The sequence below is a fragment of the Pseudomonas sp. R3-41 genome (assembly GCF_054161485.1).
Window position 1 is genome coordinate 4,415,178 of the sequence record NZ_CP096421.1, and the last position, 23,594, is coordinate 4,438,771.

Genomic DNA, 23,594 nt, shown 5'->3' on the forward strand with positions numbered 1-23,594 from the left:
CGTTACTGAAAGACCGAGTGTGCGTCGCCGTATTGACCAAAGGACCAGAAAACCGCATGGACCAGATCAACCGTCTTGTTGATTGCATTGACCAACTGACTCGCTCAACACAATCCAGAACCATTGAAACCTTGCAGTTGGTCAAGGAAATCGAGAATCGAGATCGGCTTATCGAACAACTGAACCTTGGTTCGAAAGCGCTTCGCACCCGTCTGTCGCTCCAAGAAGGCAAGACCGGGCGACTGCGCGAGCAACTGCGGGTGGCCGAACAGCGCCTCAAGGACGCCGAGGCATTAATCCAGACCAAGGAAAAAGAGGCTGTCGTGCTTTCCGATTGGGCGGTGGATCTGCGTGCCCAACTGGCGGCCAAGCAAGCCGAGATGTTCAAGCTTTCCGACTGGGGCAACGCCATCGAACGTGCACCGCTGCGTTATTCGATACGCAAGCAACTGTATAAGTTATCGCGTCGGGTCTACGCCTGGTTGCCACTCACCCCACAGCAGAAAAGCAAGCTGGCGCGTCGGCTTCGAAGTTGGTTGAAACCCGGCAAGGCAACACCGGGCGAATCATCGGCAGACGCCAGTTCTGCGCTGCAATCTCTGCCACCGCCGGTAAACCTTGCAGTACCGTCCAGCCTCGGGCAGCCCACGATCCTGATGTTCGGCGTGATCGATTGGCACTTTCGCATCCAACGCCCACAAAACCTGGCAAAGGAACTCGCCCGGGCCGGACAGACGACTTTTTATATCTCGAACAATTTCATCGACGACGAGGCCTCCGGCTTCGAAGCAGAGCCCTTGGAAGGTTCCAACCGGCTGTTCCAGATCCGTTTCAAGGTGCTCGGTGCACCGGCCATTTATCATGCCCCGCCATCAGCGGCCGCGATCCGCCAGTTGTGCGAAGGCCTGGCCATGCTCCTGCAATCGGCGAACGTCAACGCGGCGGATTGCATTGTCCAGCACGCCTACTGGTTCCCGCTGGCCAGGCGAGTGCCAAACGCCACGCTGGTCTATGACTGCATGGATCACCACGAAGGCTTCGGCAACGTGGCCCAGGAACTGCTCGACCTGGAAATCGCCCTGATGCGCCGGGCCGATCTGCTGGTGGCGACATCCGACTGGATCGAACAACACGGCAAGCGGGAAAACCGTAACGTTGAGGTGATCCGCAACGCCTGCGAGTTCAGTTTCTTCAGCCGACGTCCCGACAAGGTCTACCGGGCCCCCGGCAACAGAAAGATCATCGGTTACTACGGCGTCATTGCCGAATGGTTCGACCTGGACTTGGTCAAGCGGGTCGCCCAATCCTTCCCGCAGCACCTTATCCTGTTGATCGGCAGTGATATCGTCCAGGCAAAAAGACACTTCAAGGCCTTCCCGAATGTGGTCCTGGAGGGTGAAGTGCCGTATGCCTCCCTGCCTTACTACCTCCACGCCATGGACGTTTGCCTGCTTCCGTTCAAGGTCATGCCGTTGACCCTCGCCACCAACCCGGTCAAGGTCTATGAATACCTGAGCGCGGGGAAACCGGTGGTGTCGGTGAAACTGCCGGAGTTGAGCCAGTTTGGCAAACTGGTCTGGGCGGTTGAAGAGCCGACTGAGTTCATCTCGACCCTGCGCAGTGTCCTGGGCGCACTGCCGGAGGACAGCGCCACGCTGGCGGCCCGTCAATCGTTCGCCCGGGGCCAGACCTGGCAGCATCGGGCCGCCAGCCTGCGCGAGGCCATTGCAACCTTGCCCGTGCCCAAAGTCAGCGTCGTGGTGTTGACCTACAACAACCTCGAACTGACCAAGGCCTGCCTCGACAGCCTGTTGACCCAGAGCCAGTACCCGAACCTTGAAATCATCGTCGTCGACAACCACTCCAGCGACCAGACCCCGGCGTTCCTCACTGCCTGGGCCGACGGCCATCCAGACCGGATCGTGATCCTCAACCAGGACAACAAAGGATTCGCCGCCGGCAACAACCTGGGCCTCGCAGCGGCCAGCGGCGACTACCTGGTTATCCTGAACAACGACACGGTCGTCACCGCCGGCTGGATCAAAGGCTTGATCCGCCACCTGCAAGACCACAAGGAGATCGGCATCATTGGCCCGATCACCAACAACATCGGCAATGAGGCCAAAGTCAGCACCCGCTATGAGCGGATAGAAGACATGCCCGCCGAAGCCGCGCAAATGACCCGCGCCCGCATGGGCGAGTGGTTCGAGATCAACACCCTGGCGTTTTTCTGCGTGATGTTCCCGCGCTCGACCTACGAGCAGATCGGTGGCCTGTGCGAAGAGTACGGCCTCGGGTTTTTCGAGGATGACGACTACTGCCGCCGCATACAGCGCCGTGGCATGCGCGCGGCCTGTGCCGAAGATGTTTTCGTTCATCACCACCTGTCCGCCTCGTTCAACACCTTGGGCGCCAGGAAAAAACAGGCACTTTTCGAAAAGAACCGGGCGATCTACGAAAGCAAGTGGGGATCCTGGGTCCCGCACACGTACCGAGACGCCTAAACGTCCTTCGCATGCAAAGCGATTTACTTAAGGGAGCAGATGAAATGTGTGGCGAGGGAGCTTGCTCCCGCGCCACGAATCTTTGGTTTGCCTTATTGGACAGCGTTGTCCCTTTAACCGAGACGATATTTTGCCCAGATTCAGCCTGAAATATGCAGTAGTGCTGTTGGTTCTGCTGGCAAGTGCGGTGGTCGGTGTGTACGGTTTTTCGACGCTTGAACTGGCGTCCATGAACAGCAGTAGCCGGACGATATTGCTGTCAGTGGCAGTCCTCGCCGTCCTCACCGTCTTCACTCGCAAGCCACCGTTCATGCTTTGCCTGGGTTTACTGGCGTGCCTGGCCGTTGCCTGCGCGCAAGCTTGGCCGGTGATAGTGGTCGTAGTCTTCGCGCTGTCTGCCACGGTGCTCGGCAGGTGGATGCTCGGGCAAGCAGCCTCTGCCGACTGGAGTGTCCATCTGCTGGTAGGTGCCGGTACGTTCGGCACGCTAACGGGCCTGGCCGCGTATTGGCCGATCAACTACCCCTGGCTATATGGCGCGATGCTGTCGCTGCCGCTGCTACTGGGGCACAAGCACGTCACCGGGTTATGGCGTGAACTGCCGCGGCACATCCAGGCCACCCACTCAGCACACACACCCCTCCAGACCGGGCTCGACGTCCTGATCGGCGGCTTTGCCTGCCTTTACGTGCTGGTCGCCTTCATGCCGGAGGTCGGGCATGACGCGTTGGCCATGCACCTGTTCGTCCCTTCACACCTGGCCCAGCGACATCAATGGTCATTCGATGCCAGCACCTACGTGTGGGCCGTCATGCCCATGCTGGCCGACTGGATCTACAGCATCGTCTATATGCTGGCCGGCGAAACGGCAGCGCGCCTGAGCAACAGCGCATTCACCTTGCTGCTGGCGTGGCAGATCCGCAACATGACCCTCTGGGCCGGAGGCTCCGCCACCAGTGCCCGCTGGGCAAGCCTGATCTTCCTCTCAACACCCCTCGCCTTCGCCGAAAGCAGCAGCCTGCATATCGAGTCGGCGTGGACCGCCTTCATGCTGGCCGGCACCCTGGCGATCCTGAAGGTCGCAAGCTTCACGCCGGATCCCAGGGAACGCCTGTCGCAACTGCTCCTGGCCGGCGTCCTGCTGGGCTTCGCCCTGGCGACCAAGGCCGTGACGCTGAGCGTCCTGCCGGTCCTGCTGGTGATCCTGCTGGTGCAATTCAAGGCCTGGGTTGTGCCAGGCATCGTCAAGACGCTCCTGCTGGGCAGTGCCGGCCTGATACTGGCCGGCGCCACTCCCTACCTCTGCGCCGGGTTCTTGACCGGCAACCCGGTGTTCCCGTTTTTCAACGCCATCTTCCATTCGCCGCTCTGGCCCGACATCAATTTCGAACCGCCGGCCACGTTCGGTACCGGGATGACCTGGGATACCCTCTATCGAATGGTCTTCAAGTCGCCCCAGTTCATCGAGGGGCGCGTCGGTGCGGCCGGCTTCCAGTGGCTGTTGCTGCCCACGGCCGCCGTCGCCGTGCTGTTGAGCGGCAACAGAAAGGCCCTGTGCATTCTGCTGGTTGGCGCCGGCGCGATGTTCACGACGTTCCACTCAACGGCCTACCTGCGTTATGTGTTCCCGTCCTTCGCGCTGTTTTCGGTGATCCTGGCCCTGCCCTTCTCCGACGCCAGGGTTTTCCCCCGCAGCCTCGCCATCGTCGCCGGTGCCCTGCTGGTCCTGGCCAATACCCGTTTCATTCAGGCCGCGACTTATTACGGCGACATCAACCCCTCGGCACTGTTGAGCCAGGCAGGTCGGGAGGCCTATCTGTTGGAACGCCTGCCTATCCGGAAAATGGTCGACACCGTCAACGCCTTGAACAGCGGTGGTCAGCCCGTGGCGGTCTTTGCGTCGCCGCTGATGGCCGGTTTGCACGGCGATGCCCTTTACGCATCCTGGTACAACCTGAAGTGGAAAAAAGAATTCGATGCGGCGGCCTCACCCTCGGCGCTCACCCAGCGCTTGCGCCGGCGTCAGGTGAACTGGCTGCTGATCGACCTCAAATCCCTTCCCCAGGCGCCTCTCGATCGGCTGCTCGCTGTGTCCACGTCGTCTGCCAGATTGGGTGACCTGGACCTGCGCAAGCTCAACGTCACGCAGGATGAACACCTGCTCAACCCGGAACTGTCCAGCCTCGAAGGCTGGAGCCTGACGTCACCCTCGGCGTATGACGCGGCGCGCAAGATCCTGACCGTCAACGTCAACACACCGGCCACGCAGCGGGTCGAAGTGACACCGGGACTGACGTACATCAACAGCGTGTCCGCACGCTGCGCAACAACGGCCACCACCGGCAGAATCCAGGCCAATTGGATGGACGACCAAGGCGATTTCATCACCGCCAGCATCGAGACATTTGACTGCACCACGCAATGGGAGACCCATGAAATGAGCGTCGTTGCCCCTGCAAATGCCACGTCCGCGATCATCTATGCGTCCGGGCATACCGACACTCCCGTGGCATTCAGGTCACTTTCATTCAGGCAATAGTGGGCGATATCGATGAACTCAAAAACCGAGCTTTTCACGGATGAACAGCGAGTCGCCGTCGTCATCCCCAGCTATCGGGTCACCGCGCACATTGTCGGCGTCATCGACGCCATAGGGCCGGAGGTCTGGCGCATCTATGTCATCGACGATGCCTGCCCGGACGGATCAGGCGGGCATGTCCAGGCCTCCTGTAACGACTCCCGGGTCAACGTGCTGCCCCATGACGTCAACAAAGGCGTCGGTGGTGCGGTCATGACCGGCTATCGGGCAGCCCTCGCCGACGGTGCCAGTATCATCGTCAAAGTCGACGGGGATGGTCAGATGGACCCGACGCTGATCCCGCTGTTCATCGAGCCGATCCTGGCGGGTGAAGCCGACTACACCAAGGGCAATCGATTTTTCAACCTGGAAGAAGTGCAATCGATGCCGCGGCTGCGCCTGTTCGGCAACGCCGTGTTATCGCTGATGGCCAAACTGTCGACGGGTTACTGGGATCTGTTCGACCCCACCAATGGCTACACGGCGATCCACCGTGACGTCGCCCGGCTGTTACCCCTGGACAAGGTCAGCCAGCGCTATTTTTTCGAGACCGACATTCTGTTCCGCCTGAACACGGTGCGCGCCGTCGTGGTGGACATTCCCATGGAGGCCCGCTACGGCGACGAAGTCAGCCACCTCAAGATTTCGAAGATCGTGGGCGAATTTCTTTTCAAGCACCTGCGCAATTTCACCAAGCGCGTGCTCTACAACTACTATTTACGCGACATGTCGCTGGCGTCGATCGAGCTGCCGATCGGCATCCTCATGTTGTTGTTCGGCATCTTCTTCGGCAGTTATCACTGGTATGAATCGGCGCAGAATAGCGTCGCGACGCCCGCCGGTACCGTGATGCTCAGCGCCCTGCCCATGCTCATGGGGTTGCAGTTGATCATGGCGTTCCTCGGTTACGACATCGCCTCGGTACCCAGCCGGCCACGGCAATCCAGGCGCGGTAAAGCAACGTCATTGCGGGAAGAAAACTCATCAAAGCGCTAAGGGATTTTTTATCGGACCCGTCGCTCAAGGCATTGGATGTCGATGGCCTTGAACGCCTCGCACTTCACGGCAAAGTGCTTGAACGCAAGCGAATGCTGCGGGAAGTCTTCGTGGAATTTCACCACGGGTTTCATCGCCTGGCAGACCGCTACTTCAAGGTCGAGGGCCTTGAGGTGGAGTTGGGAGCGGGCATCGCGCCCATGCGCGATTCGTACCCAGAAGTATTGGCCACGGATATTGTCGCCACCGAGCAACTGGACATGGCGCTCAATGCCGAAGCAATGAGCCTGGACGATCATTCGGTCAGGGCCTTTTATGGCCAGAACTGTTTTCATCACTTTCCTCACCCCGAGCAATTTTTCACGGAGCTGGAAAGAACGCTCAAGGTCGGCGGCGGCGCCATTTTGATCGAGCCCTTTCACGGACCCTTTGCCGCTTTTCTCTATAAACGCCTGTTCAAGTCCGAAGGCTTCGACATGCACTTCCCGTCTTGGGAGACACCCTCGACCGGCCCCATGAACGGCGCCAACCAGGCCCTCAGCTACATCGTCTTCGTGCGCGACAGACAGGCGTTCGAGCGCAAGCACCCAGGCCTGGAAATCGTCCACCAGGAAATCTGCGGCAACTATCTGCGCTACCTGGTTTCCGGCGGCCTGAACTTTCGCCAGTTGTTGCCTGACGCGCTGATCCCCGTGCTCAAGGTCGTGGAGAAACTGCTGCATCCGTTGAGGCGACTGTTGGCACTGCATCACATCGTGGTGATCCGGAGGACGTCTTGACCTTTATCCGCTATGGCGCCATCCAGGTCATTGCCTATGCATTGGACATGGGCGCCTTTTTGCTGTTGATCGCGCTGGTCGACGGTCACCCCGTCCTGGCCAACATTGCCGGCAAAGGCGTGGCCGGAGTGTTCGCGTTCTTTTTGCATCGACACTTCACGTTCCAGTCGACCCACGGCAGCAGCAAGGCCCAAGCACTGCGTTATTTCTCGTTGCTCGCCATCAATATCCCGGTCGCTTCAGCGCTGTTCAGCGTGGGGCTGTATGTCGTCGACAGCCCCGCCCCGGTGAAATTTGTCTGCGACGTGATCTGCGTGGCCCTGACCTACTGGATCAGCAAACTGTTCGTGTTTCATTCCACTACGCCCCCGCCGGTCCCCACTGACCGAGCCGAAGGCGCATGACCATGAAGCTATTGATAACCGGCGCGACAGGCTACATCGGGCAACATTTGTCCGCCCTCGCGACGGCAAGGGGATACGAGGTCATTTGCGCCACCCGCCACCCGGGCCCGGCCCCCTATGCCTGGCTTCCTTATGACCTGCGGGGTCCGGCGCCGGAATGCCCGGCCGGCACTCAGGCGCTGATCCATTTGGCGGCCGACACCTCGACCGGTGCCGCCAACGACGCGGACGATGAAGTCAACGCGGCCCTGGCGCTGATCCGATGCGCCCAACAAGGCTCGGCCAGGTTCATCTTCATCTCCAGCCAAACCGCCGAGCCCACGGCCCCGAGCGTTTATGGCCGGACCAAGTGGCGCATCGAACAGCATGTGCTGGCCGCCGGGGGCACCGTGATCCGCCCCGGGCAAGTCTACGGTGGTCCCGAACGCGGCCTCTTTGGCCTGTTGTCGGGACTGGTTCGCCGAAGTCCGTTCATTCCGATTCTCTGGCCAGCGCCATGCGTACAACCCATCCATGTCGATGACCTCGCGGCCTCGATATTGGCCGTCGTCGAGCGGGACGACATTTGTGCCGAAATCCTCAACCTGGGCGCCATGCAGCCGATTGCCTTCGACCGCTTCCTGGGAGCGATTGCAGCGCACCGGGTCCGTGCCGTTCGCCTGCCAATTCCCCTGCCGGTGGTACTGCTCAGGCTGTTGCGTCGGTTGCTGGGGCACTCCATGGGCGCGAAGCTGGGCCTGGAGCGGATTTTTTCCCTCATCCACCTGCCGCCCATGGACAGTGAGCGTTCCCTGCAAAAACTCGGCGTTCAACTGCGCCCGCTCGCCCACGGCATGCATCGCTCCGGCCGGGGGCAACGTCGCGGGCTTCTCCAGGAAGCCACGGTTCTCTTGAACTATCTGCTCAAGCGCCCGCCGCAAAGAAGCCTGGTCAGTCGCTATGTCAGGGCACTGGAGCGTGGGGGGAAAACCCGCCCCGTCATTAGCTCACGCTTGCTGATGAGCTGGCCGATACTCCTGACGCTGCTGGACACCCCCGGCGTCCTGGGCAAGCCCGACGGCCAGGCGCTGGCCTGGCGCCTGCAGGTTGCACTCGCTATCGCCGAAGCCAGCCCCCAGGGCGCCCAGGTGTTTCTCGGTGTCCAACAATCGCGCAGCCCTGTCGCCACGCTGGTTGCGCTGGGGCTCACCGCGATCAAAGCGTTGACGTGGAAACTAGCGGCGTTGTCAGGCCGGCCCTTTGCCCGCCAACTGCTGCGTGAAAGTGAAGCCCACCGTGAAGCCTGAATTCGATGTGATCATTGTCGGCAGTGGCCCGGCCGGGACGTCGGCGGCCTATCCGTTGGTCAAGGCGGGCTTGAAAGTCCTCATGATCGATGCCCAGGCCAGCATCGGTTCATCGGTGCTGCCAACCCGCCCGTTCCTCAGCGCCAGGGCCAACGACGCGCATCAGTGGAAATGGATGATTGGCGATAACTTCCACGCCTTGAACCAACTGGATGCGGTATCGCCCAAGCTGAAGACACCGACCCACGCCCATGTCTTCGAAGGATTCAGCGCCGGCAATCGCATCGAGACCGACAACTTTATCGGCGTCGGCTCCCTGGCCACCGGCGGCTTGTCCAATGCCTGGGGCTGCGGCGTGGCAACGCTGGGTGCCAGCGACTTAGCCGGGCTGTCCATCGATCATGCCGAGATGCAAGCGTCCTACGAAACCGTCGCCCGCCGGATCGGCATCAGTGGCCGGATCGACGATGATCTTTCAAGCTATTTCGGCCTCGATGAGTGGTCGCAACCGCCGCTGCCGCTGGATGCCCTGCACCAACGTCTGCTCGATCAGTACGCCCGGCGTCGTTCGGCGTATCCCGAGCAGGGGTTTCGCCTTGGCCGCTCCAGGGTCGCCGTCTTGAGCCAGCCCCTGGACGCGCGCAAGGCCTGCGACCTGTCGGGAAACTGCTTGTGGGGCTGTCACAACCAAGCCTTGTACAGCGCGTCGCAAGAGCTGCAAAAACTCAAGCAGTACCCGGGATTCCAGCACGTCCAGGATTTCCTCGTGGAGGATCTGCAGAAACAGGACGGTTCATGGGCGGTCACCCATCATCGCTCCTCCCGGCGCTTCTGCGGTACACGCCTGCTGCTGGCGGCGGGCACCCTGGCCTCGACCCGACTCGCCCTCAAGGGCCTGAATCATTCGGCCCCGATACCGCTGCTGTCATCGCCGACAGCGGCCTTCCTGTTGTGGCTGCCAAAAATGCTCGGCACCCCGAGGGCGCCGGCATTTGGCTTGGGCCAGCTATCCTTCACCCTGGCGCTGACGGCCGGTGCGACGGCTTTCGGCTCGACATTCAACACCACAGGCTTGCCCATGACCGAGTTTGTCAACCGGATCCCCCTGAGCAAACGCTACAGCATCGAGTTGCTGAAAAACCTGCTCAGTGCCTGCGTCGTCGGGAACCTCTTCCTGCCCGGGCACCTGTCCCACAACACGGCGGCCTTGCGCCCCGATGGCTCGTTGAGCATCAACGGCCACGTGCATCCCGAACTCCCCGGACTCATGAAGACTGCCGAGACAAAGCTTCGCCGGATCTATTGGAAAATGGGCGCGCTGTTGATGCCCATGAGCTTCACCGTCGGCAGGCCGGGGGCAGATATCCACTATGCCGGCACGCTGCCCATGCACGCGACGCCCCGGATCGGGCAGACCGATCGCCTTGGCGAAGTCGCCGGCTTGCCCGGTGTGCATGTTGTCGACGGTGCCTGCTTGCCCAGGCTCACCGAAAAGTCCCACACACTGACCCTCATGGCCAATGCGGACCGGATAGCCCGCTCACTTGCCACCACGATAGGACATCAAAAGGCATGACCCACAAGGTACTTTGCATCGTTGGTACGCGTCCGGAAGCCATCAAGATGGCGCCCGTGATCAAGGCGCTCCAGGCCGAAAGGAATATCGCTTGCCGGGTGCTCGCCACCGCCCAGCACCGAGGCCTGCTGGACCAGATCCTGGACGGCTTCGCAATCACGGCCGACCTGGACCTGGACATCATGCGTCCCAACCAGTCATTGGCGGCCCTGACCTCTCGCCTGCTGCTCGAACTCGACAACGTCTTGCAAGCCGAGCAACCCGATGTCGTCCTGGCTCAAGGCGACACGACCACGGTCATGAGTGCCGCCCTGGCGTGTTTCTACCGGCAGATTCCCTTCGGCCATGTCGAAGCGGGCCTGCGTACCGGGGACCTCTGCAATCCGTTCCCCGAGGAAGCCAACCGGGTCATCGCCGGCAAGCTCACTCGCTGGCATTTCGCGCCCACCCAGGGCGCCGTGGACAACCTGCTGCGCGAAGGCGTCAGCGCCAGCGATATCACCCTGACCGGCAATACCGTGATCGATGCCCTGCTGATGACCGCGGCACAGGACTGCGCCTTGACTGTCCCATTGGACGCGAGCAAACGCCTGGTGCTGGTCACCTCCCATCGGCGGGAGAATTTCGGTGAACCGTTCCAGAATATCTGCCAGGCCCTCAAGCACCTGGCCGAACGGAACCCGGGCATCCAGATCCTCTATCCCGTCCATCCCAACCCGAACGTCAAGGAGGTCGCGCACCAACTGCTCGGCCAGACCCCGAACATCTTCCTCTGCGCACCACTGGATTACGCGCCGTTTATCGCGGCAATGAAGCGCTCGTACCTGATCATCAGTGACTCCGGGGGGGTGCAGGAAGAAGCCCCGGCCCTGGGCAAACCCGTGCTGGTGCTGCGGGAGGAAACCGAACGCCCGGAGGCGGTCGACCTCGGCGTGGTCAAGCTGGTGGGCGCCAACCGGGACCTCATCGTCGAACAGGCACAGCGCCTGCTCGACGATCCCGAGGCTTACCAAGTCATGGCACGTGGGGTTTCTCCCTATGGCGACGGCAAGGCCGCAGCACGTATCGTCGATGTGTTAAGGCAGTACTTCCAGCCATGCGCATGATTTACCTGTCGCCGCTGCCATGGGCCAGCTTCAGCCAGCGCCCCCATCATTTCGTCGATTGGTATCACCGCCAGACCGGGGCGCCGGTGCTCTGGATCGATCCGTACCCGACACGCTTACCCACGCTGAACGATTTCAGGGGCAAGCCGCCCGTCGCCGATCAGCAAAGCACCAGCGTTCCACCCTGGTTGCAGGTCCGCAAACCCCGTAGCTTACCCATCGAGCCCCTGCCAGGCTCAGCCATGCTGCTCAAGCGACTGTGGCGTAACCTGTTCAGCGAGGCCGTGGCATTTGCTGCCCATGGGCCCTGCATGATCTGTGTGGGAAAACCTTCCGAACTGGCCTTGCAGTTGCTGGCGCTGACTCCCCAAAGCCCCGCCGTCTACGATGCCATGGACGATTTCCCGGCCTTTTACCGGGGCCTGTCACGCAGGTCCATGGAACGTCGCCAGGCGCAGCTCATTCAACGGGTGGGCACGGTACTGGCGTCGTCCAACCCACTTCGCGACAAACTCTTGGGCATCACCGCCCCGGTAGCACTGGCCCTCAACGCCTGTGACCTGCATGGACTGGTGCCGGTCGAGCGCCTGGACCTGGGTGCCAAGCAGCAGGTGCTGGGTTATGTCGGCACGCTGGGTCGTTGGTTCGACTGGAACCTGGTTATCGCGCTGGCACGGGCCAATCCTGGCAATCTCGTCCGGCTGATCGGCCCCGTCTTCACACCCGCGCCTTGCATGCTGCCGGCCAACATCGAGCTGCTCCCCGAGTGCTCCCATGCCAGTGCAATCGCGGCCATGGCAAGGTTTTCGGTGGGTTTGATCCCGTTCAAGCGTAACCGCCTGACGGCCTCGGTCGACCCGATCAAATACTACGAGTACCGCGCCCTCGGCCTGCCTGTCATTGCCACTCGCTTCGGTGAAATGGCCCTGCGCGACCGGGAGCCGGGCGTCTGGATCGTGGAGGAAGGCACCGATTTGCGCAAAACCGTCGTCGAAGCGCTCGCCAGTCAAAGCGATTGTTCGGCTGTTCAGCAGTTTCGTGACGCCCATCGTTGGGCCCAGCGTTTTTCTGCTATCAACCTCAAACACGCGCCATAACGGCCGATACCCCGGATAAGACCCCACCACTGGGGCGCAGGACGGAACGGTAGGTCAGTCATGACAGAAATTTATTTGCTGATAGCGCACGGCACGGATCAGGGCGAAGCTTACGTGCTGGGCTGGTTCGACGACCGGAGCAAAGCCCGGGAAGTGGCCGAACAGAAAGAATGGGAAGCGTACCGCGCCCGCCTGAAGGAGAAACATCCGTGGTCCAGCCACGCACCGCTGGCGCCGGACCAGACGGACTATCGTCGCTATTGGATCAAGACCATCTCGAAATTCGAGCATGTGCCAGTGCCGAGGTCTTTTGCGGTCCATTGATCATCACGACTGAATATTCGACGAAACGCGCGTGATCGGTGGCGGTCTAGACGATTAAGCCCATCCGATGAGAGCGTTCTTATGTTGAAATTCCTTGGCGGCACCGTAGGCATCATTTTCCTGATTGGCCTGATCGTGGTGATTGCGCTGTTCAAGTTCATTTTTTGAGCGTGGCGGCGGCGGTCTTTGGTTTGGTGTTCATTTTTTTCAGACGTGAAAAAGCCCAATCTTTGCAGATTGGGCTACGTCATTGCGGCCAAACGTTTCGCTTGCTTCATGACGACATCCATTCAGGGATATCCCGCATGGCGTGTAAAACTCGCCATACGTCAATGTGCTCATTGCGCTCTACGTAGAACACCAAATAGGGATAACGCTTCAGCGGCCAGCAGAGTAATCCGGAAATATCCAGCTCATGGGCGTACCTGGACATACCCGATGCCGGATGGCGGCTGATATGCGTATAGGCATTTTCCAGGGCGTCGATGAAATTGAGTGCCGCCTGCTCGGCCTGCTCACCTAGGTAATAGTTGATGGCGTCCTCTACATCCTGGCTGGCAAGAGCTCGCGGAATGACGGGTTTCGCCTTCATCCTCACCCTTTGCGCACCTTAGCCCGTAGAGATTCGAAGTAGTCGCCATTCACAGGAGCAGTGGGATCCGACTCAGCCCCGGCCAGTACCAGGCCACGAAGGTGCTGCCGATCCTGATCCTTGCGAATCAGTTCCCGCACATATTCGCTACTGGTGCTGTAGCCTCTCTGACTAACCTGATCATCTATAAAAGATTTAAGAGCGTCTGGCAGCGAGATGTTCATGGTACTCATGACTTTGCCTGTTTTTTGACAAAATTTGCCAAAGTATACACCCTTGGGCCTGCCTCGCCAGGGGCGAGCTCGCGGGGGGCCAACCATCAGACGTTCAGGTCGCATCGACATGACAGACATAGACACGGCTATTGCTGACTGGGAGCCGCTTAACCTTGAATGGCATCAAGGCTTCGCGTTCATGGACGGCGTGCTGCTGGGCGACGGGCAAGTGCCTGATGTGTACATCATGCTCAGCCCTGAAGGCGCACGCCCCGGCGAGTTGGCACAAGCTGCCAACGCCGGGCACTATCCGCCCTCGCCCTTGCTGGCCGGTCAGCCGGTTTGGCGGCATCGACGCAGCCCTTGGGTCTTGCGCGACGTCCGGCGCGATTACTACCTGCTTCCAGCCTACCGGGCGCGCCACGGCTACCACGCGCTCCAAGTCTTGCCGTTTCGGTTCGACAACGGCCTGGAAAGCCTCGGCCACCAGTACTGGCGTGACGCAGCCGGCGCCTATTGGTTCGGCGAGTACGCGATCAGCCAGATTCCCGAGGCCCGACCCGACAGCCTGGCCCTGTTGCCAGAGTCGCCCGCCTCAGTGACTTCAGCGTCCGCCCTGTTCAGCGACGGGATGAATATCTTTTTGCAGGGGCAACGTCTCGCCAGCGCCACGGCGCGGGTGCGGTATTGCAATCACCCGTCCTATCGAGTGATCGACGATCAGGTCTACAAGGGCTTCAAGCCCCTGCACCAAAAGGACGGCACGCCGCTGCCGGTGGCAAACCCGGACGACTTCCAGATGCTCGCCCAACGCTGGGGCACCGACGGACAGTCGATCATCGTGCAAGCGCAGCAAGGTTCAAGCATTTCCTACGAATACTTCTACCGCATCGACAATGCCGACCTGGCAACCTTCACCGTGCTGAATGAACGCTACGCCAAGGACAAGCAACGCGCCTATTACCTGACCGGCAAGAGCATCCGCTACGTTGGCGATTTCCACCTGCTCAAGTGCTGGCAGCCGACGTTCGATGAATGCGGGCGCGTGGCCAGCGCCAGCGAATACGAGGATGATTATTTTGCCGTGGACGACAGTTTCGTCTATGCCGCCGGGACCCGCATGCGTGACGCCCATGGCCCAAGCTTTCGCCATTTGGGGTTCGACTATTACCGTGATCACCTGCACGTCTACAGGCGCCAGAAACGCCTCGATGTCGACGCGCAAAGCTTCGTCGTGACCCAGCTCTGTCGCAATGACCAGGATTACTCTCCCGTGCTGGCAGGCGACAAGCACGGCCCGCTGGGCTCAGACGGGATCATCGATGCGGCCATGCAAGAGGCCTGGGCACCTTATTTCGAGGCCCATCCGCAGTTGGAGGGTTACTGGTGGCACCGTTTGCGGGCAACAACCGAGGCCGCGCAAACACACGCGCAAACGCAGCCGCTACAGGCCATCGGTCTCGGATTCGAACTAGGCGACCAGGTGTATTTCCATGGCCGCGCGATCAGCGGGTTGGACGCAGCGAGTTTCAAATTGCTCGACACGCACCTGTGCGGCGATGCCCAGGGCTTGTATCTGATCCCGTTTCATAACGCCGAAACGCAAGTGCCTGAACGGTTTTCCCAAGAACCCGCGGAGCACTTCCGCGCGCTCGGTGGGCCCTACCTGACCGACGGAAAAATCGTGTTCTGCCACCGGATTTTCTACCATTCTCCCGAACCGATTCGTAAGGCCCATGTGGCTACCTTCGAGTCCTGCGATCATGGCTGGGCCCAGGATCAAAATGCGGTGTATTACTACGGCGAAGCGAAAAAACGCCTACATCCCTCGGATACCCGCATTCTCGGCACCTATGCCGTCAGCCCTACCCTGATCCTCTCGGAAGGCAAGCCGCTGGATGTACCGTTCGACCCCGATGAAGTCCGCGTGCCCCATCCTGATTTCCTGCAACTGGGCACGCGCAAGTTGTTCTGTCACCGACGGCCCGTCAGCGCCAAGCGTATCGACCTGGCTACCCTGGAATTCCTGAGTGAGCGCTATGCCCGAGACAGGAACCGAATGTACTACTACGACGGTTATGCAACCCTGACCGAGGTCGACGAAGCACAGTATCGGGAGTCTCTCGGCCAGCCGGTGGCAAGCGTTTAGAACTGGTTCGCGGACCGGCCTGGGCGCAAGCAAACGCAACAGTCAGCACAAATCCCCAACGCCCAAGAAACTCTGTCGCTTAGAGATTGCAGCTGTACTGATATTCGAAGGGAAAGAATACGGTATCGACCACCAAGGAGAACGGTGCGTCGATCAGCAGGAAAGGAATCAGCTTTCCTTTGGACGTGCCCACCAGCCACCAGTCAAAGCGCAGGCCGATGTAGGGGCACCGGTGCTTGTCGTAGTCCATCCGCATCGCGGTGGCCATGCAGCCGCTTAGGCTCGTGGAGAGAACCAGCAGAATTACTTTCCGTAGCACGTGATGTCCTTGTTACTTCTTTACGAGGAGCTGCATAGACGCGTTCGTGAAAAGCGAGTCACTCTTCATACCTGGCCGTAACTAACGAATTCCACGTACCCTCCAGACAGAGGGCCCAAGCTCAGCCTCACCGGGCATTCATATAAAAAACAGCATTAGGAACATTCGGCATGACCACAATGGCAGGCGCCCTTCGCAGCTTCGTCGAACAAGCAACAGGCGGTGTAACAAAGAAGCAGATCAAAGATCACATTGAAAGCAGCTATCCAGGTAAATGGACACCTGGCACGCTAACTGCCCACCTCTACGCCTGCGCCGTCAACAATCCTAAGGCCTACATCCATCACAAGTGGGCCGATCGGTTTCTCTATCGATCCGAAGACGGACGCTTCTATCGGTACGACCCCCAGGTTCATGGGGTGAACACTTGGAGCCCATCGCTAGATGGCCAAGCAGATGAGTACGACGTTGAGGACGACGCCAACATCGAAGAACTCGTCGAGACGTCAATCTCGTTGGAGCGCGACGTCGAAACTCATCTTGTGCGTAACCTGGATGCTATTGAGAAGGGACTTCGCTTCATCGATCGTCAGGTCAACATCGAAGTAGGCAGGGTCGACATTCTTGCAGAGGACGCGACGGGGCGCCGGGTCGTCATCGAGCTGAAGGTGGGCCAAGCAAAGGACTCCGCAGTGGGTCAGATCGCCCGCTACCTGGGCTGGTATTCCCGGCAAGATGGTGAGAGGCCTCGTGGAATGCTGATTGCGAGCGAGTTTTCCGATGCCGTTCGGTATGCCACTGAGGCGATTCCAGATCTTTCCTTGGTGCAATATCGAGTGCAGTTCGCATTCAGGGCGATCTCTATTGAAGAGTAACCCTACTCATAAGTGGCTTCCGTTCCGTTTGTAGCGAGCAAATAGTTGATCTGGCGCATAGTCAACAACGGTAGCAAAATGCCACAATCGCATCCATATCGGTCTGGGGGATCTTCGCGATCGTCAATACAAGCCCCAACTTAAGCTTGTCTGCCCCATGCCGATATCGTGCAGTAGATCTCTCTCGCAGGCACTCACGCCTACACGCAAAAGGAAGTTGCGAATGTCTGTGATCGTTCTGATTTATCCATGCCTCTTCTCTCTTTTTGTACCCCGCTGCCCTGCCGCAGAACGACGGGCTCCAACCCGGCTGACTTCGCGGTGAGTGATACACACCGCTGCTTATACGATCCAGATATCGCGCGCGACACAATATGTCGTCGGCATGTTCGACATTTACTCGTCTTGTTTTACATCTGAACCAGCGAGAGATATTCCCATGCATGAGGCGTTCTATCCATCCCAGACACGCTCGAAGCAGCCCATCTATTCACGGCCATCGACATGTGGGGATTGAAGGTGAGTACGCCGACGGAAACTGGCATGTCCTGCTTTGCAGGTTCGCTCTGGACTGGAACAAAAAACATCCAGACCAGGCAACGGCAACGTTATGGTCAAGCGTTCAACCCTGCAGCCTTTTCGCCAATGGATCGTCTTGAATGGAGAGCGCTCAAGTTGTGAAGCGACTGGAGCCCCTCACCACGACGATGCCCATAAACGTTTTTTGATTACGCAAGGATTCGTACCGATTATGTTGAAAACTCAAAGCACTTACCTCAACTATCTGAAAGCCATTTTGCCACTCATTGGAGACACCTCGATCCAGCCTGATGAGGTGACGCGGCTGCAGAACGATATCGAACATACCGAACTGCTCGTCCCCGTCATTGGTGCCTTCAGCGCCGGTAAGAGCAGCTTGCTGAATGCTTTCCTCGGCGAAAACGTCCTGGGTATTGGCCTGACTCCCGAAACCGAGTTGGCCACTGAGTTGCGCTACAGCAATGACCCGCATCTCCTGGCCATTCGCCAGGATGGCAGCAGTGAGCGCCTGGACGTCAACGCTCTTGCCGGTATCAAGACGCGCGCCAATGAATTCACTCACCTTCAGTTGTACCTGGATAACCCGCGACTCAACGCTTCGCCCTCGCTGGTTCTGGTTGACATGCCGGGATTCGGCTCCTCATTGGCCAACCACAACAAAGCGATCGCATATTACTTGCCCCGTGGCGTGCACTTCATCGTGGTAACCAGCGTGGAAGATGGCAACATCACTCAGTCGATGTTGCGTCAACTGGATGACCTGCAGACCTATGGGCGTGATTTCACCTTTCTGCTGAACAAGGTCAACTTGCGCTCGGACGAACAAGTACAGGAAGTCGCGGAACTGGTCGATGAGCAGATCCGGATCAACTTTGTCGACACGCGTCCCTTGGTCAAGGTGGGACTCGACGGTGACGCCCGATTGGGCGAAGTGCTTGCACGGCTGCAACCCGAACAAATCGTTCGCCAAGTGTTTGAGGATCGACTGAAGGACCTGACCCATTCACTGCTCAACCAGATCAACCTTGCGCTAACCTCGCTGAAAAAGAACCAAGCCGAAAATGAATATGTCTTGAGCGAACTGGCCAACGGCATTCGGCAGATCGAGCGCAAACGCGACGGTATTCTTGAAGACCTACGAGATAAGCAACTGGACCGCGCCGTCGATAGCTGCCTCAACGCGGTCGGCCGTGAACTTGATAACGCGCAGTCGGAACTGGTCAGCGCCGGTCTGGCGGGCAATCAGGAAGCTTTTTCGCGGATCGTATCCGAAGTGGTCCGAAGCTCGATGACCCGCACCATTAAGGAGCAAATGGACATTCTCAGTCGCTCCGTTGTCACCGACTTTGCGCAAGCCGTGGGTGACCTTGGCAAGAGCATGGGGCAGTTCAGCAATAATCCCAACTGGCTGGACCAGATCACCGACAGGATCAACCGCACCCTGCAAAAAACCGGAGAAGCCCTGGGCAACTGGAGCAAATCGCTGGCTACGCGCAATACAAACGAACTGGAAAGACTGAAGCAAGAAAGTGGCTGGAAGGACGGAAACCCGTTACCCAAAGTGAGCTATCAAGGCCTGGCCACCGTGCTGGCAGTCACTACGTCGGTAGTCAATCCTCTCATCGAACTAGCCATCATTTTTCTTCCGCAGATTCTATCTTTCATTAATGAGGGGCGTCAGCGTGACCAACTCCGCCTGAAAGTGACCAATGAAATCATTCCTTCGGTTAAACGCGAGTTACGGGACCGACTGCCGGTCCTACTCGCCGAACAGATGGAAGTGCTGGTAACCCAAGTCAGCGTGGAGTTCGAGCGCGAAATCGGTGAAAAGCAAAAGCTCATTGATGAATTGGTCGCCAGCCGCAATCTCGATGCCGAGGCCGCCGAGCATCAGATCGCGCTACTCACCCGCGCCAGAGAACAACTGCAACAACTCGCCAAACAAGCCCTTTACGAGTCGCAGCAATGAACGCACAGCACGTCCTGGATCTGAATCAACGCCTCCATCAATGGATGGAAAAGTACAACCCGGAGCTGGAGAAAGACATCGCTCAATGGCTACGCAAGCACGCCATCGACCGTAGCGAAGATCTGAAAAAAGCCTTCTCCAAGTTGGACGAAGACAATCGTTTGCTGCAGATCGGCGTCGTGGGGCGGGTCAAGGCCGGAAAATCCTCGTTGCTCAACGCCTTGGTCTTCGACGGCCACGCCATTCTACCTCGGGCGGCCACCCCGATGACCGCGGCGCTGACCACCTTGACCTATGGCGATACATTCAGCGCTGTAGTCCAGTTCTACAGCGCGGATGACCGAAAGAACATCGAGCAAAACGCCCTGCGCTACGAGCAACGACTGCGCGAAGAAAAGTCTCGCGCCCACGAAACATTGCGCCAGCGGCGTCAGCGCAGTGGCCGCCACGTAGAGGACGAGCAGTTTTACGCCGACGTCGAGAAAACCGCCCGACGAGCCTTGCAAGGGGAGCATGCCCTGGCGGCGGCCCATGACCAGTGGCAGAGCATCTGCAGCGCCAATGTCGATTTCAAATCGCTCGACAACCTGGGCCGCCTGCAGGCAACTGATGCTCAGTCATTAGCCGACAAATTGCTGGATTATGTCGGCGTTGGCGGCAATTTCATGCCGTTGACCAAAAGCGTCGATATCGTCCTGCCGCTGGACTCGCTGCGTAACGTATGCATCATCGACACCCCGGGCTTGAACGACCCCGTGCAGTCCCGCGAGGAACGCACGACAGCCTTGCTCAAGAACTGTGATGTGGTCTTTATCGTCAGCCCTGCCGGCCAGTTCCTCAGTGAGCAGGACATCGAGATGATGAGCCGGATCACCCAGAAAGAGGGTGTCCAGGAACTGGTGTTGATCGCCAGCCAGGTCGACAACCAGCTGTATGGCAGCGACACCCGCCAACCTACGCTTCAAGGATCGTTGGACAAGATCACTCAGACACTCAGCGCGCACATGGTCGATACCCTGCAACGCTTGAAAGTCCAGCATCCGGAGATCGGTGCGACTTTCGACAACCTGATTGATAAGGGCGCCGGCAAGGTCCTGCATACCTCGGGCATGTGCCACAGCCTTTCTGTACGTTTTGACCAACAGAACGAATGGGACAGTGGCGAGCAGAAGGCGTGGGAGAACCTCCAGGCAAACTACCCTGATTTCTTTACGCCAGAGCATGCCGAACGTTGCCGAGGCAACCTCGACTTGCTGGCCAACACCGAAGCGCTACGGGCAGTGCTTGACAGTGTCCGCGCACAAAAGGACCGCATTATCGACGACCGGCGCGAAGAACTCATTCGCGCCAAGTCCTCGGCACTTGAAGCGTTCCGGGCCGACTTGCTCAACTTTACCCTGGCCAAGTATCGGGAAGTCCGCAATGCCGATATCGAGGACCTGAAGGCTCAGCGGCGCAAGCTGGACAGTTTGATGGTCGTCGGCACCTACGAACTCGATAGGGTATTGACCCATTGCGCACAAGAGCTTTGCGAAGATCTGAAAAAAAATCTCACGAAGGAACTTGAATCTGCCTATCGCTCCACGCTTAAGGAGGTCGGTGCATCAGCGAGTGAAGAAGAGAAATCCAGAGAGGTCGTGCGCGACAGCATCGTTGCGAAATTCGCTAATTGGGGTTGGGGGGGCGGCACGGAAACCCGCCATTACACCGTATTCAAGCTGTACTGGCGGCAAGTCTGCAATGAGCTGGAGGAGTTCGCCGAAGGTCTGGCAGGCACCCTGAAAAGCACAAGCGATGCCCTGACCAAAAAATTTCGCGACAATCTGGTCAAAGAATCGACTTCAGTCGCCAGGCGTCACCTTGGTGATGACCTGGACACGGCGTTGATCATCCGAACCAACGAAGGTCTGGCTGCCCGTCTCAAGCTTCCCACCTTTGAACTCAGTAGCCAGGAACTGAGAAAACTCAAAGGCACTGGCAGTTACCTGTTGGACGAAGAGGCACGAGAGTTCCTGCACAATGCCCGACATCTTCTGGATGACCTCAAGGGACAAGCCAAAAAGCAAATCCGGAATTTGATGGAGGACGTGGCTGAAAAGCTCCCTCCCTCCTACGGCCGCGAGTTCTTCCACGATATGCAGGCGCGGATGGAGCAGCTGGAAGAACAGGTAGAAAATGCTCTATTGACCCTGGACCGCTTGCAACGCATGGCCAAGGAACTGGAGGCGGCATGAAGACGCAATTGTTTCCTCCGGCGCTGATGAGCCAACTGGAGATGCTCGGCCAATTGTTCATTCGGCGTCGCAAGCGGCTGCGTGACGGTGTGGTCAAAACACTCCAGGCTGCGGATGATCAGCACGATGCGTTGACCCGCGAATATCAGGGCACGGTAGCGCGTCTTGAGGCGCTGACCGCCGACCATGAGCAACTGACCGAGCGTCAGGCCAGTACCGCCGCTGAGCTGACCGACACTCGACGAGCCTTGCAAGGAGCGCAGCAGGCGCTGGTGCAGGCAAATACCCAGCATGCACAAGCTCAGCAGACGGCGCGGCTGCGCTTCGAGACCTTGTCGATGCGGCATGCAGAGCTGGTACAGGAACGTAACAACATCGAGGACACTCGGCAGGTCCTCGAACAAAAACTTGAGCAAGCGCGCCTTGAACTGCAAGCCGGTGCCGAAGCACTCAAAGTGTCGGATCAGCGTCACGAGGCACTGACCCAAGAGCACCGCAACACCCTGAGGCACCTTGAAACCCTGACAACGGAACACGGGCAACTGACCGAGCGCCAGGCCGCCACCGCTGCGGATCTGACCAACACCAGGCAGGCGCTCGAAGGTGAACGACAAACGCTGGAACAGACCCGCCAGGAACTACAAGCCAGCATCAGGGTGCACGAAACACTGCAGCAGATCCATGAAGAGAAACAACAACAGCACGCCCAACTGGCGGACGAATTTCAGGCGTTGAATCAACGCCACGGGGATACTTGGACGCGCTTCCAGCTCATCTCCCGGCTGCTCGCCGCTCGCCCTCGGGAAAGTGCTGGCCTGACCCGTTTCAGAGAGTTGTTGGCGAACGATTACATGACGTTCGCAGACCATGAGTCGTCCCTGGCCGCCGAAGCCAAGGCCCTCACGATGTTGCAGTCGATCCAACAGGAACTGGCCTTGCTCGTAGGCTTTCCAGACGTTCACGAGCGCACCATCGTCGGCATTGTCGGTGGTTTCAGCAGCGGCAAATCCGAGTTCATCAACAGTTTCATCCGTGATCCAGAAGTGCGTCTGGCAGTCGGCATGCAGCCAGTTACCGCAATTCCCAGCTACGTGCTGGCGACTGACGAGCGGATGATTCGCGGCTACTCCGCAAACGGCGGCCATATCAACCTGGATGTGGATTTCTACAAAAGCATTTCCCACGCCTTCATCAACTCATTCAGCTTCGACTTGAAGAGCCTGATGCCGTTCATGTGCGTAGGTGTTCAGATGAACCCCGAGCACTTCAGCAACATTTGCTTCATCGACACGCCCGGCTATAACCCGCCGGCGACAGCGGCCGAACACAGTCAGGGTGACAAACGTACGGCTATCCAGTTTGCGCAGCAGTCCGATGTGATCATCTGGCTCATCGGCCTCGATTCCAACGGCACAGTGCCTGACTCAGACCTGGACTTTATCCAACAGATCGGCGTCGAGCAGCGGTCGGTCTATGTAGTTCTGACGAAGGCCGACCTCAAGTCCGAAGACGACATCGGGTATGTCATGGATGAGGTCCAGGACATCCTGCAATCGGAGGGAATTGCAGTTGCCGGGATCAGTGCGTACAGCTCCACCCTGCGCAACGAAGTGGCTTATCGGGACGTGCCGCTTCTGGAGTACTTCTCCCGGATCAACCTGCAGGGAGATGCACGTCAACACCTGGATGGACGTCTGCGCGAAGTTTTTTCGATGTATGACGAAGCCATTCAGGCTGATATCAGCGCGATGCGTGCGCAAAAGACAGCCATCAATGGACTGCGGCTCGACAGCCTGGAGATTGGTGGCAAGGATGTTTATGAGCGAATGCTCGGCCCCATCGACAAACTCGACAGTAAGCTGGATACCGCCCCATTGGAGCGCTGGCTCAAGGAGTCACGACGTATATTCGAGGACCTCAGCGACGCGGTCCGGCTGACCGCAGAAGTGCCTGAAACAGAGATGTAGGAGGGATCCGGCGCAAGCCTTTCCCCCTGACAGCTAATAACGTCAAATCCATTTTGTGGATTCCAGACTAAGAGTCGGGCACGA

General features: G+C 58.9%; 19 protein-coding genes. 16 read left to right on the forward strand and 3 right to left on the reverse strand.

Annotation, left to right across the window (positions count from 1 at the left end; all coding sequences use genetic code 11):
* The first annotated feature begins 56 nt into the window (after positions 1–56).
* From M1D99_RS18840 to M1D99_RS18890, 11 genes are all read left to right on the forward strand, one after another.
* Positions 57–2,504 (forward strand): glycosyltransferase, encoded by a 2,448-nt coding sequence (locus tag M1D99_RS18840; RefSeq protein WP_434571017.1) that lies wholly within the window; start codon positions 57–59, stop codon positions 2,502–2,504.
* A gap of 130 nt (positions 2,505–2,634) precedes the next feature.
* Positions 2,635–5,043 (forward strand): phospholipid carrier-dependent glycosyltransferase, encoded by a 2,409-nt coding sequence (locus tag M1D99_RS18845; RefSeq protein WP_458130593.1) that lies wholly within the window; start codon positions 2,635–2,637, stop codon positions 5,041–5,043.
* A 12-nt stretch (positions 5,044–5,055) separates the two neighbouring features.
* Positions 5,056–6,078, forward strand: coding sequence for a glycosyltransferase family 2 protein (locus M1D99_RS18850; protein WP_186706652.1), 1,023 nt, complete (start codon positions 5,056–5,058; stop codon positions 6,076–6,078).
* A gap of 110 nt (positions 6,079–6,188) precedes the next feature.
* Positions 6,189–6,857, forward strand: a complete 669-nt coding sequence (locus M1D99_RS18855) for a class I SAM-dependent methyltransferase (RefSeq protein WP_346343478.1) — start codon at positions 6,189–6,191, stop codon at positions 6,855–6,857.
* The gene (locus tag M1D99_RS18860; protein WP_458130594.1) at positions 6,854–7,261 is read left to right on the forward strand and encodes a GtrA family protein; all 408 of its coding nucleotides are present in this window, start codon (positions 6,854–6,856) and stop codon (positions 7,259–7,261) included. Before M1D99_RS18855 ends, M1D99_RS18860 begins: the two co-directional genes overlap by 4 nt.
* A 2-nt stretch (positions 7,262–7,263) precedes the next feature.
* The gene (locus tag M1D99_RS18865) at positions 7,264–8,547 is read left to right on the forward strand and encodes an NAD-dependent epimerase/dehydratase family protein (protein WP_458130595.1); all 1,284 of its coding nucleotides are present in this window, start codon (positions 7,264–7,266) and stop codon (positions 8,545–8,547) included.
* Positions 8,537–10,123 carry an FAD-dependent oxidoreductase gene (locus M1D99_RS18870; protein ID WP_458130596.1) on the forward strand — a complete coding sequence of 529 codons (1,587 nt, stop codon included), beginning with the start codon at positions 8,537–8,539 and terminating at the stop codon, positions 10,121–10,123. The genes M1D99_RS18865 and M1D99_RS18870 overlap by 11 nt, the downstream gene beginning before the upstream one ends.
* Positions 10,120–11,229, forward strand: a complete 1,110-nt coding sequence (wecB, locus tag M1D99_RS18875; RefSeq protein ID WP_458130597.1) for a non-hydrolyzing UDP-N-acetylglucosamine 2-epimerase — start codon at positions 10,120–10,122, stop codon at positions 11,227–11,229. The genes M1D99_RS18870 and wecB overlap by 4 nt, the downstream gene beginning before the upstream one ends.
* Complete coding sequence (locus M1D99_RS18880) at positions 11,220–12,326, forward strand: glycosyl transferase (RefSeq protein ID WP_458130598.1); 1,107 nt, start codon at positions 11,220–11,222, stop codon at positions 12,324–12,326. The genes wecB and M1D99_RS18880 overlap by 10 nt, the downstream gene beginning before the upstream one ends.
* A 60-nt stretch (positions 12,327–12,386) precedes the next feature.
* Positions 12,387–12,650, forward strand: coding sequence for a hypothetical protein (locus M1D99_RS18885; RefSeq protein ID WP_458130599.1), 264 nt, complete (start codon positions 12,387–12,389; stop codon positions 12,648–12,650).
* An 81-nt stretch (positions 12,651–12,731) separates the two neighbouring features.
* Positions 12,732–12,818, forward strand: coding sequence for a small membrane protein YohP (locus tag M1D99_RS18890; protein WP_442087941.1), 87 nt, complete (start codon positions 12,732–12,734; stop codon positions 12,816–12,818).
* Positions 12,819–12,924: 106 nt separating this feature from the next.
* Here the strand turns inward: M1D99_RS18890 and M1D99_RS18895 are convergent, their stop codons facing one another.
* Together M1D99_RS18895 and M1D99_RS18900 are read right to left on the reverse strand one after the other, a co-directional pair.
* Complete coding sequence (locus M1D99_RS18895; protein WP_250962201.1) at positions 12,925–13,242, reverse strand: type II toxin-antitoxin system RelE/ParE family toxin; 318 nt, start codon at positions 13,240–13,242, stop codon at positions 12,925–12,927.
* A 2-nt stretch (positions 13,243–13,244) separates the two neighbouring features.
* A complete protein-coding gene (locus M1D99_RS18900; protein ID WP_250962202.1) occupies positions 13,245–13,475 on the reverse strand; it encodes a type II toxin-antitoxin system ParD family antitoxin in 231 nt (76 codons plus the stop codon).
* A 109-nt stretch (positions 13,476–13,584) separates the two neighbouring features.
* Between M1D99_RS18900 and M1D99_RS18905 the strand changes: the two genes are divergently transcribed.
* The gene (locus M1D99_RS18905; RefSeq protein ID WP_458130600.1) at positions 13,585–15,606 is read left to right on the forward strand and encodes a DKNYY domain-containing protein; all 2,022 of its coding nucleotides are present in this window, start codon (positions 13,585–13,587) and stop codon (positions 15,604–15,606) included.
* A 79-nt stretch (positions 15,607–15,685) separates the two neighbouring features.
* Here M1D99_RS18905 and M1D99_RS18910 read toward each other — a convergent pair whose 3' ends face one another.
* Positions 15,686–15,925: a YceK/YidQ family lipoprotein gene (locus tag M1D99_RS18910; RefSeq protein ID WP_458130601.1), complete on the reverse strand. Its 240-nt coding sequence runs from the start codon at positions 15,923–15,925 to the stop codon at positions 15,686–15,688.
* 170 nt (positions 15,926–16,095) lie between these two features.
* Here M1D99_RS18910 and M1D99_RS18915 point away from each other — a divergent pair, with 170 nt between their 5' ends.
* The 4 genes from M1D99_RS18915 (at position 16,096) to M1D99_RS18930 (ending at position 23,510) form a co-directional block, all read left to right on the forward strand.
* Positions 16,096–16,800, forward strand: coding sequence for an endonuclease NucS domain-containing protein (locus M1D99_RS18915; protein ID WP_458130602.1), 705 nt, complete (start codon positions 16,096–16,098; stop codon positions 16,798–16,800).
* A 610-nt stretch (positions 16,801–17,410) separates the two neighbouring features.
* Positions 17,411–19,309 carry a dynamin family protein gene (locus M1D99_RS18920; protein ID WP_458130603.1) on the forward strand — a complete coding sequence of 633 codons (1,899 nt, stop codon included), beginning with the start codon at positions 17,411–17,413 and terminating at the stop codon, positions 19,307–19,309.
* A complete protein-coding gene (locus M1D99_RS18925) occupies positions 19,306–21,543 on the forward strand; it encodes a dynamin family protein (protein ID WP_458130604.1) in 2,238 nt (745 codons plus the stop codon). The genes M1D99_RS18920 and M1D99_RS18925 overlap by 4 nt, the downstream gene beginning before the upstream one ends.
* Positions 21,540–23,510 (forward strand): dynamin family protein, encoded by a 1,971-nt coding sequence (locus tag M1D99_RS18930; protein WP_458130605.1) that lies wholly within the window; start codon positions 21,540–21,542, stop codon positions 23,508–23,510. Before M1D99_RS18925 ends, M1D99_RS18930 begins: the two co-directional genes overlap by 4 nt.
* Positions 23,511–23,594 lie beyond the last annotated feature (84 nt).

Excerpts from the sequence above, each read along its gene's own strand:
- M1D99_RS18840 (WP_434571017.1), top strand. The coding sequence starts at position 57 with ATGGACCAGATCAACCGTCTTGTTGATTGCATTGACCAACTGACTCGC.
- M1D99_RS18850 (WP_186706652.1), top strand. The coding sequence starts at position 5,056 with ATGAACTCAAAAACCGAGCTTTTCACGGATGAACAGCGAGTCGCCGTC.
- M1D99_RS18865 (WP_458130595.1), top strand. The coding sequence starts at position 7,264 with ATGAAGCTATTGATAACCGGCGCGACAGGCTACATCGGGCAACATTTG.
- wecB (WP_458130597.1), top strand. The coding sequence starts at position 10,120 with ATGACCCACAAGGTACTTTGCATCGTTGGTACGCGTCCGGAAGCCATC.
- M1D99_RS18880 (WP_458130598.1), top strand. The coding sequence starts at position 11,220 with ATGCGCATGATTTACCTGTCGCCGCTGCCATGGGCCAGCTTCAGCCAG.
- M1D99_RS18885 (WP_458130599.1), top strand. The coding sequence starts at position 12,387 with ATGACAGAAATTTATTTGCTGATAGCGCACGGCACGGATCAGGGCGAA.
- M1D99_RS18890 (WP_442087941.1), top strand. The coding sequence starts at position 12,732 with ATGTTGAAATTCCTTGGCGGCACCGTAGGCATCATTTTCCTGATTGGC.
- M1D99_RS18895 (WP_250962201.1), bottom strand. The coding sequence starts at position 13,242 with ATGAAGGCGAAACCCGTCATTCCGCGAGCTCTTGCCAGCCAGGATGTA.
- M1D99_RS18900 (WP_250962202.1), bottom strand. The coding sequence starts at position 13,475 with ATGAGTACCATGAACATCTCGCTGCCAGACGCTCTTAAATCTTTTATA.
- M1D99_RS18905 (WP_458130600.1), top strand. The coding sequence starts at position 13,585 with ATGACAGACATAGACACGGCTATTGCTGACTGGGAGCCGCTTAACCTT.
- M1D99_RS18915 (WP_458130602.1), top strand. The coding sequence starts at position 16,096 with ATGACCACAATGGCAGGCGCCCTTCGCAGCTTCGTCGAACAAGCAACA.
- M1D99_RS18920 (WP_458130603.1), top strand. The coding sequence starts at position 17,411 with ATGGTCAAGCGTTCAACCCTGCAGCCTTTTCGCCAATGGATCGTCTTG.
- M1D99_RS18925 (WP_458130604.1), top strand. The coding sequence starts at position 19,306 with ATGAACGCACAGCACGTCCTGGATCTGAATCAACGCCTCCATCAATGG.
- M1D99_RS18930 (WP_458130605.1), top strand. The coding sequence starts at position 21,540 with ATGAAGACGCAATTGTTTCCTCCGGCGCTGATGAGCCAACTGGAGATG.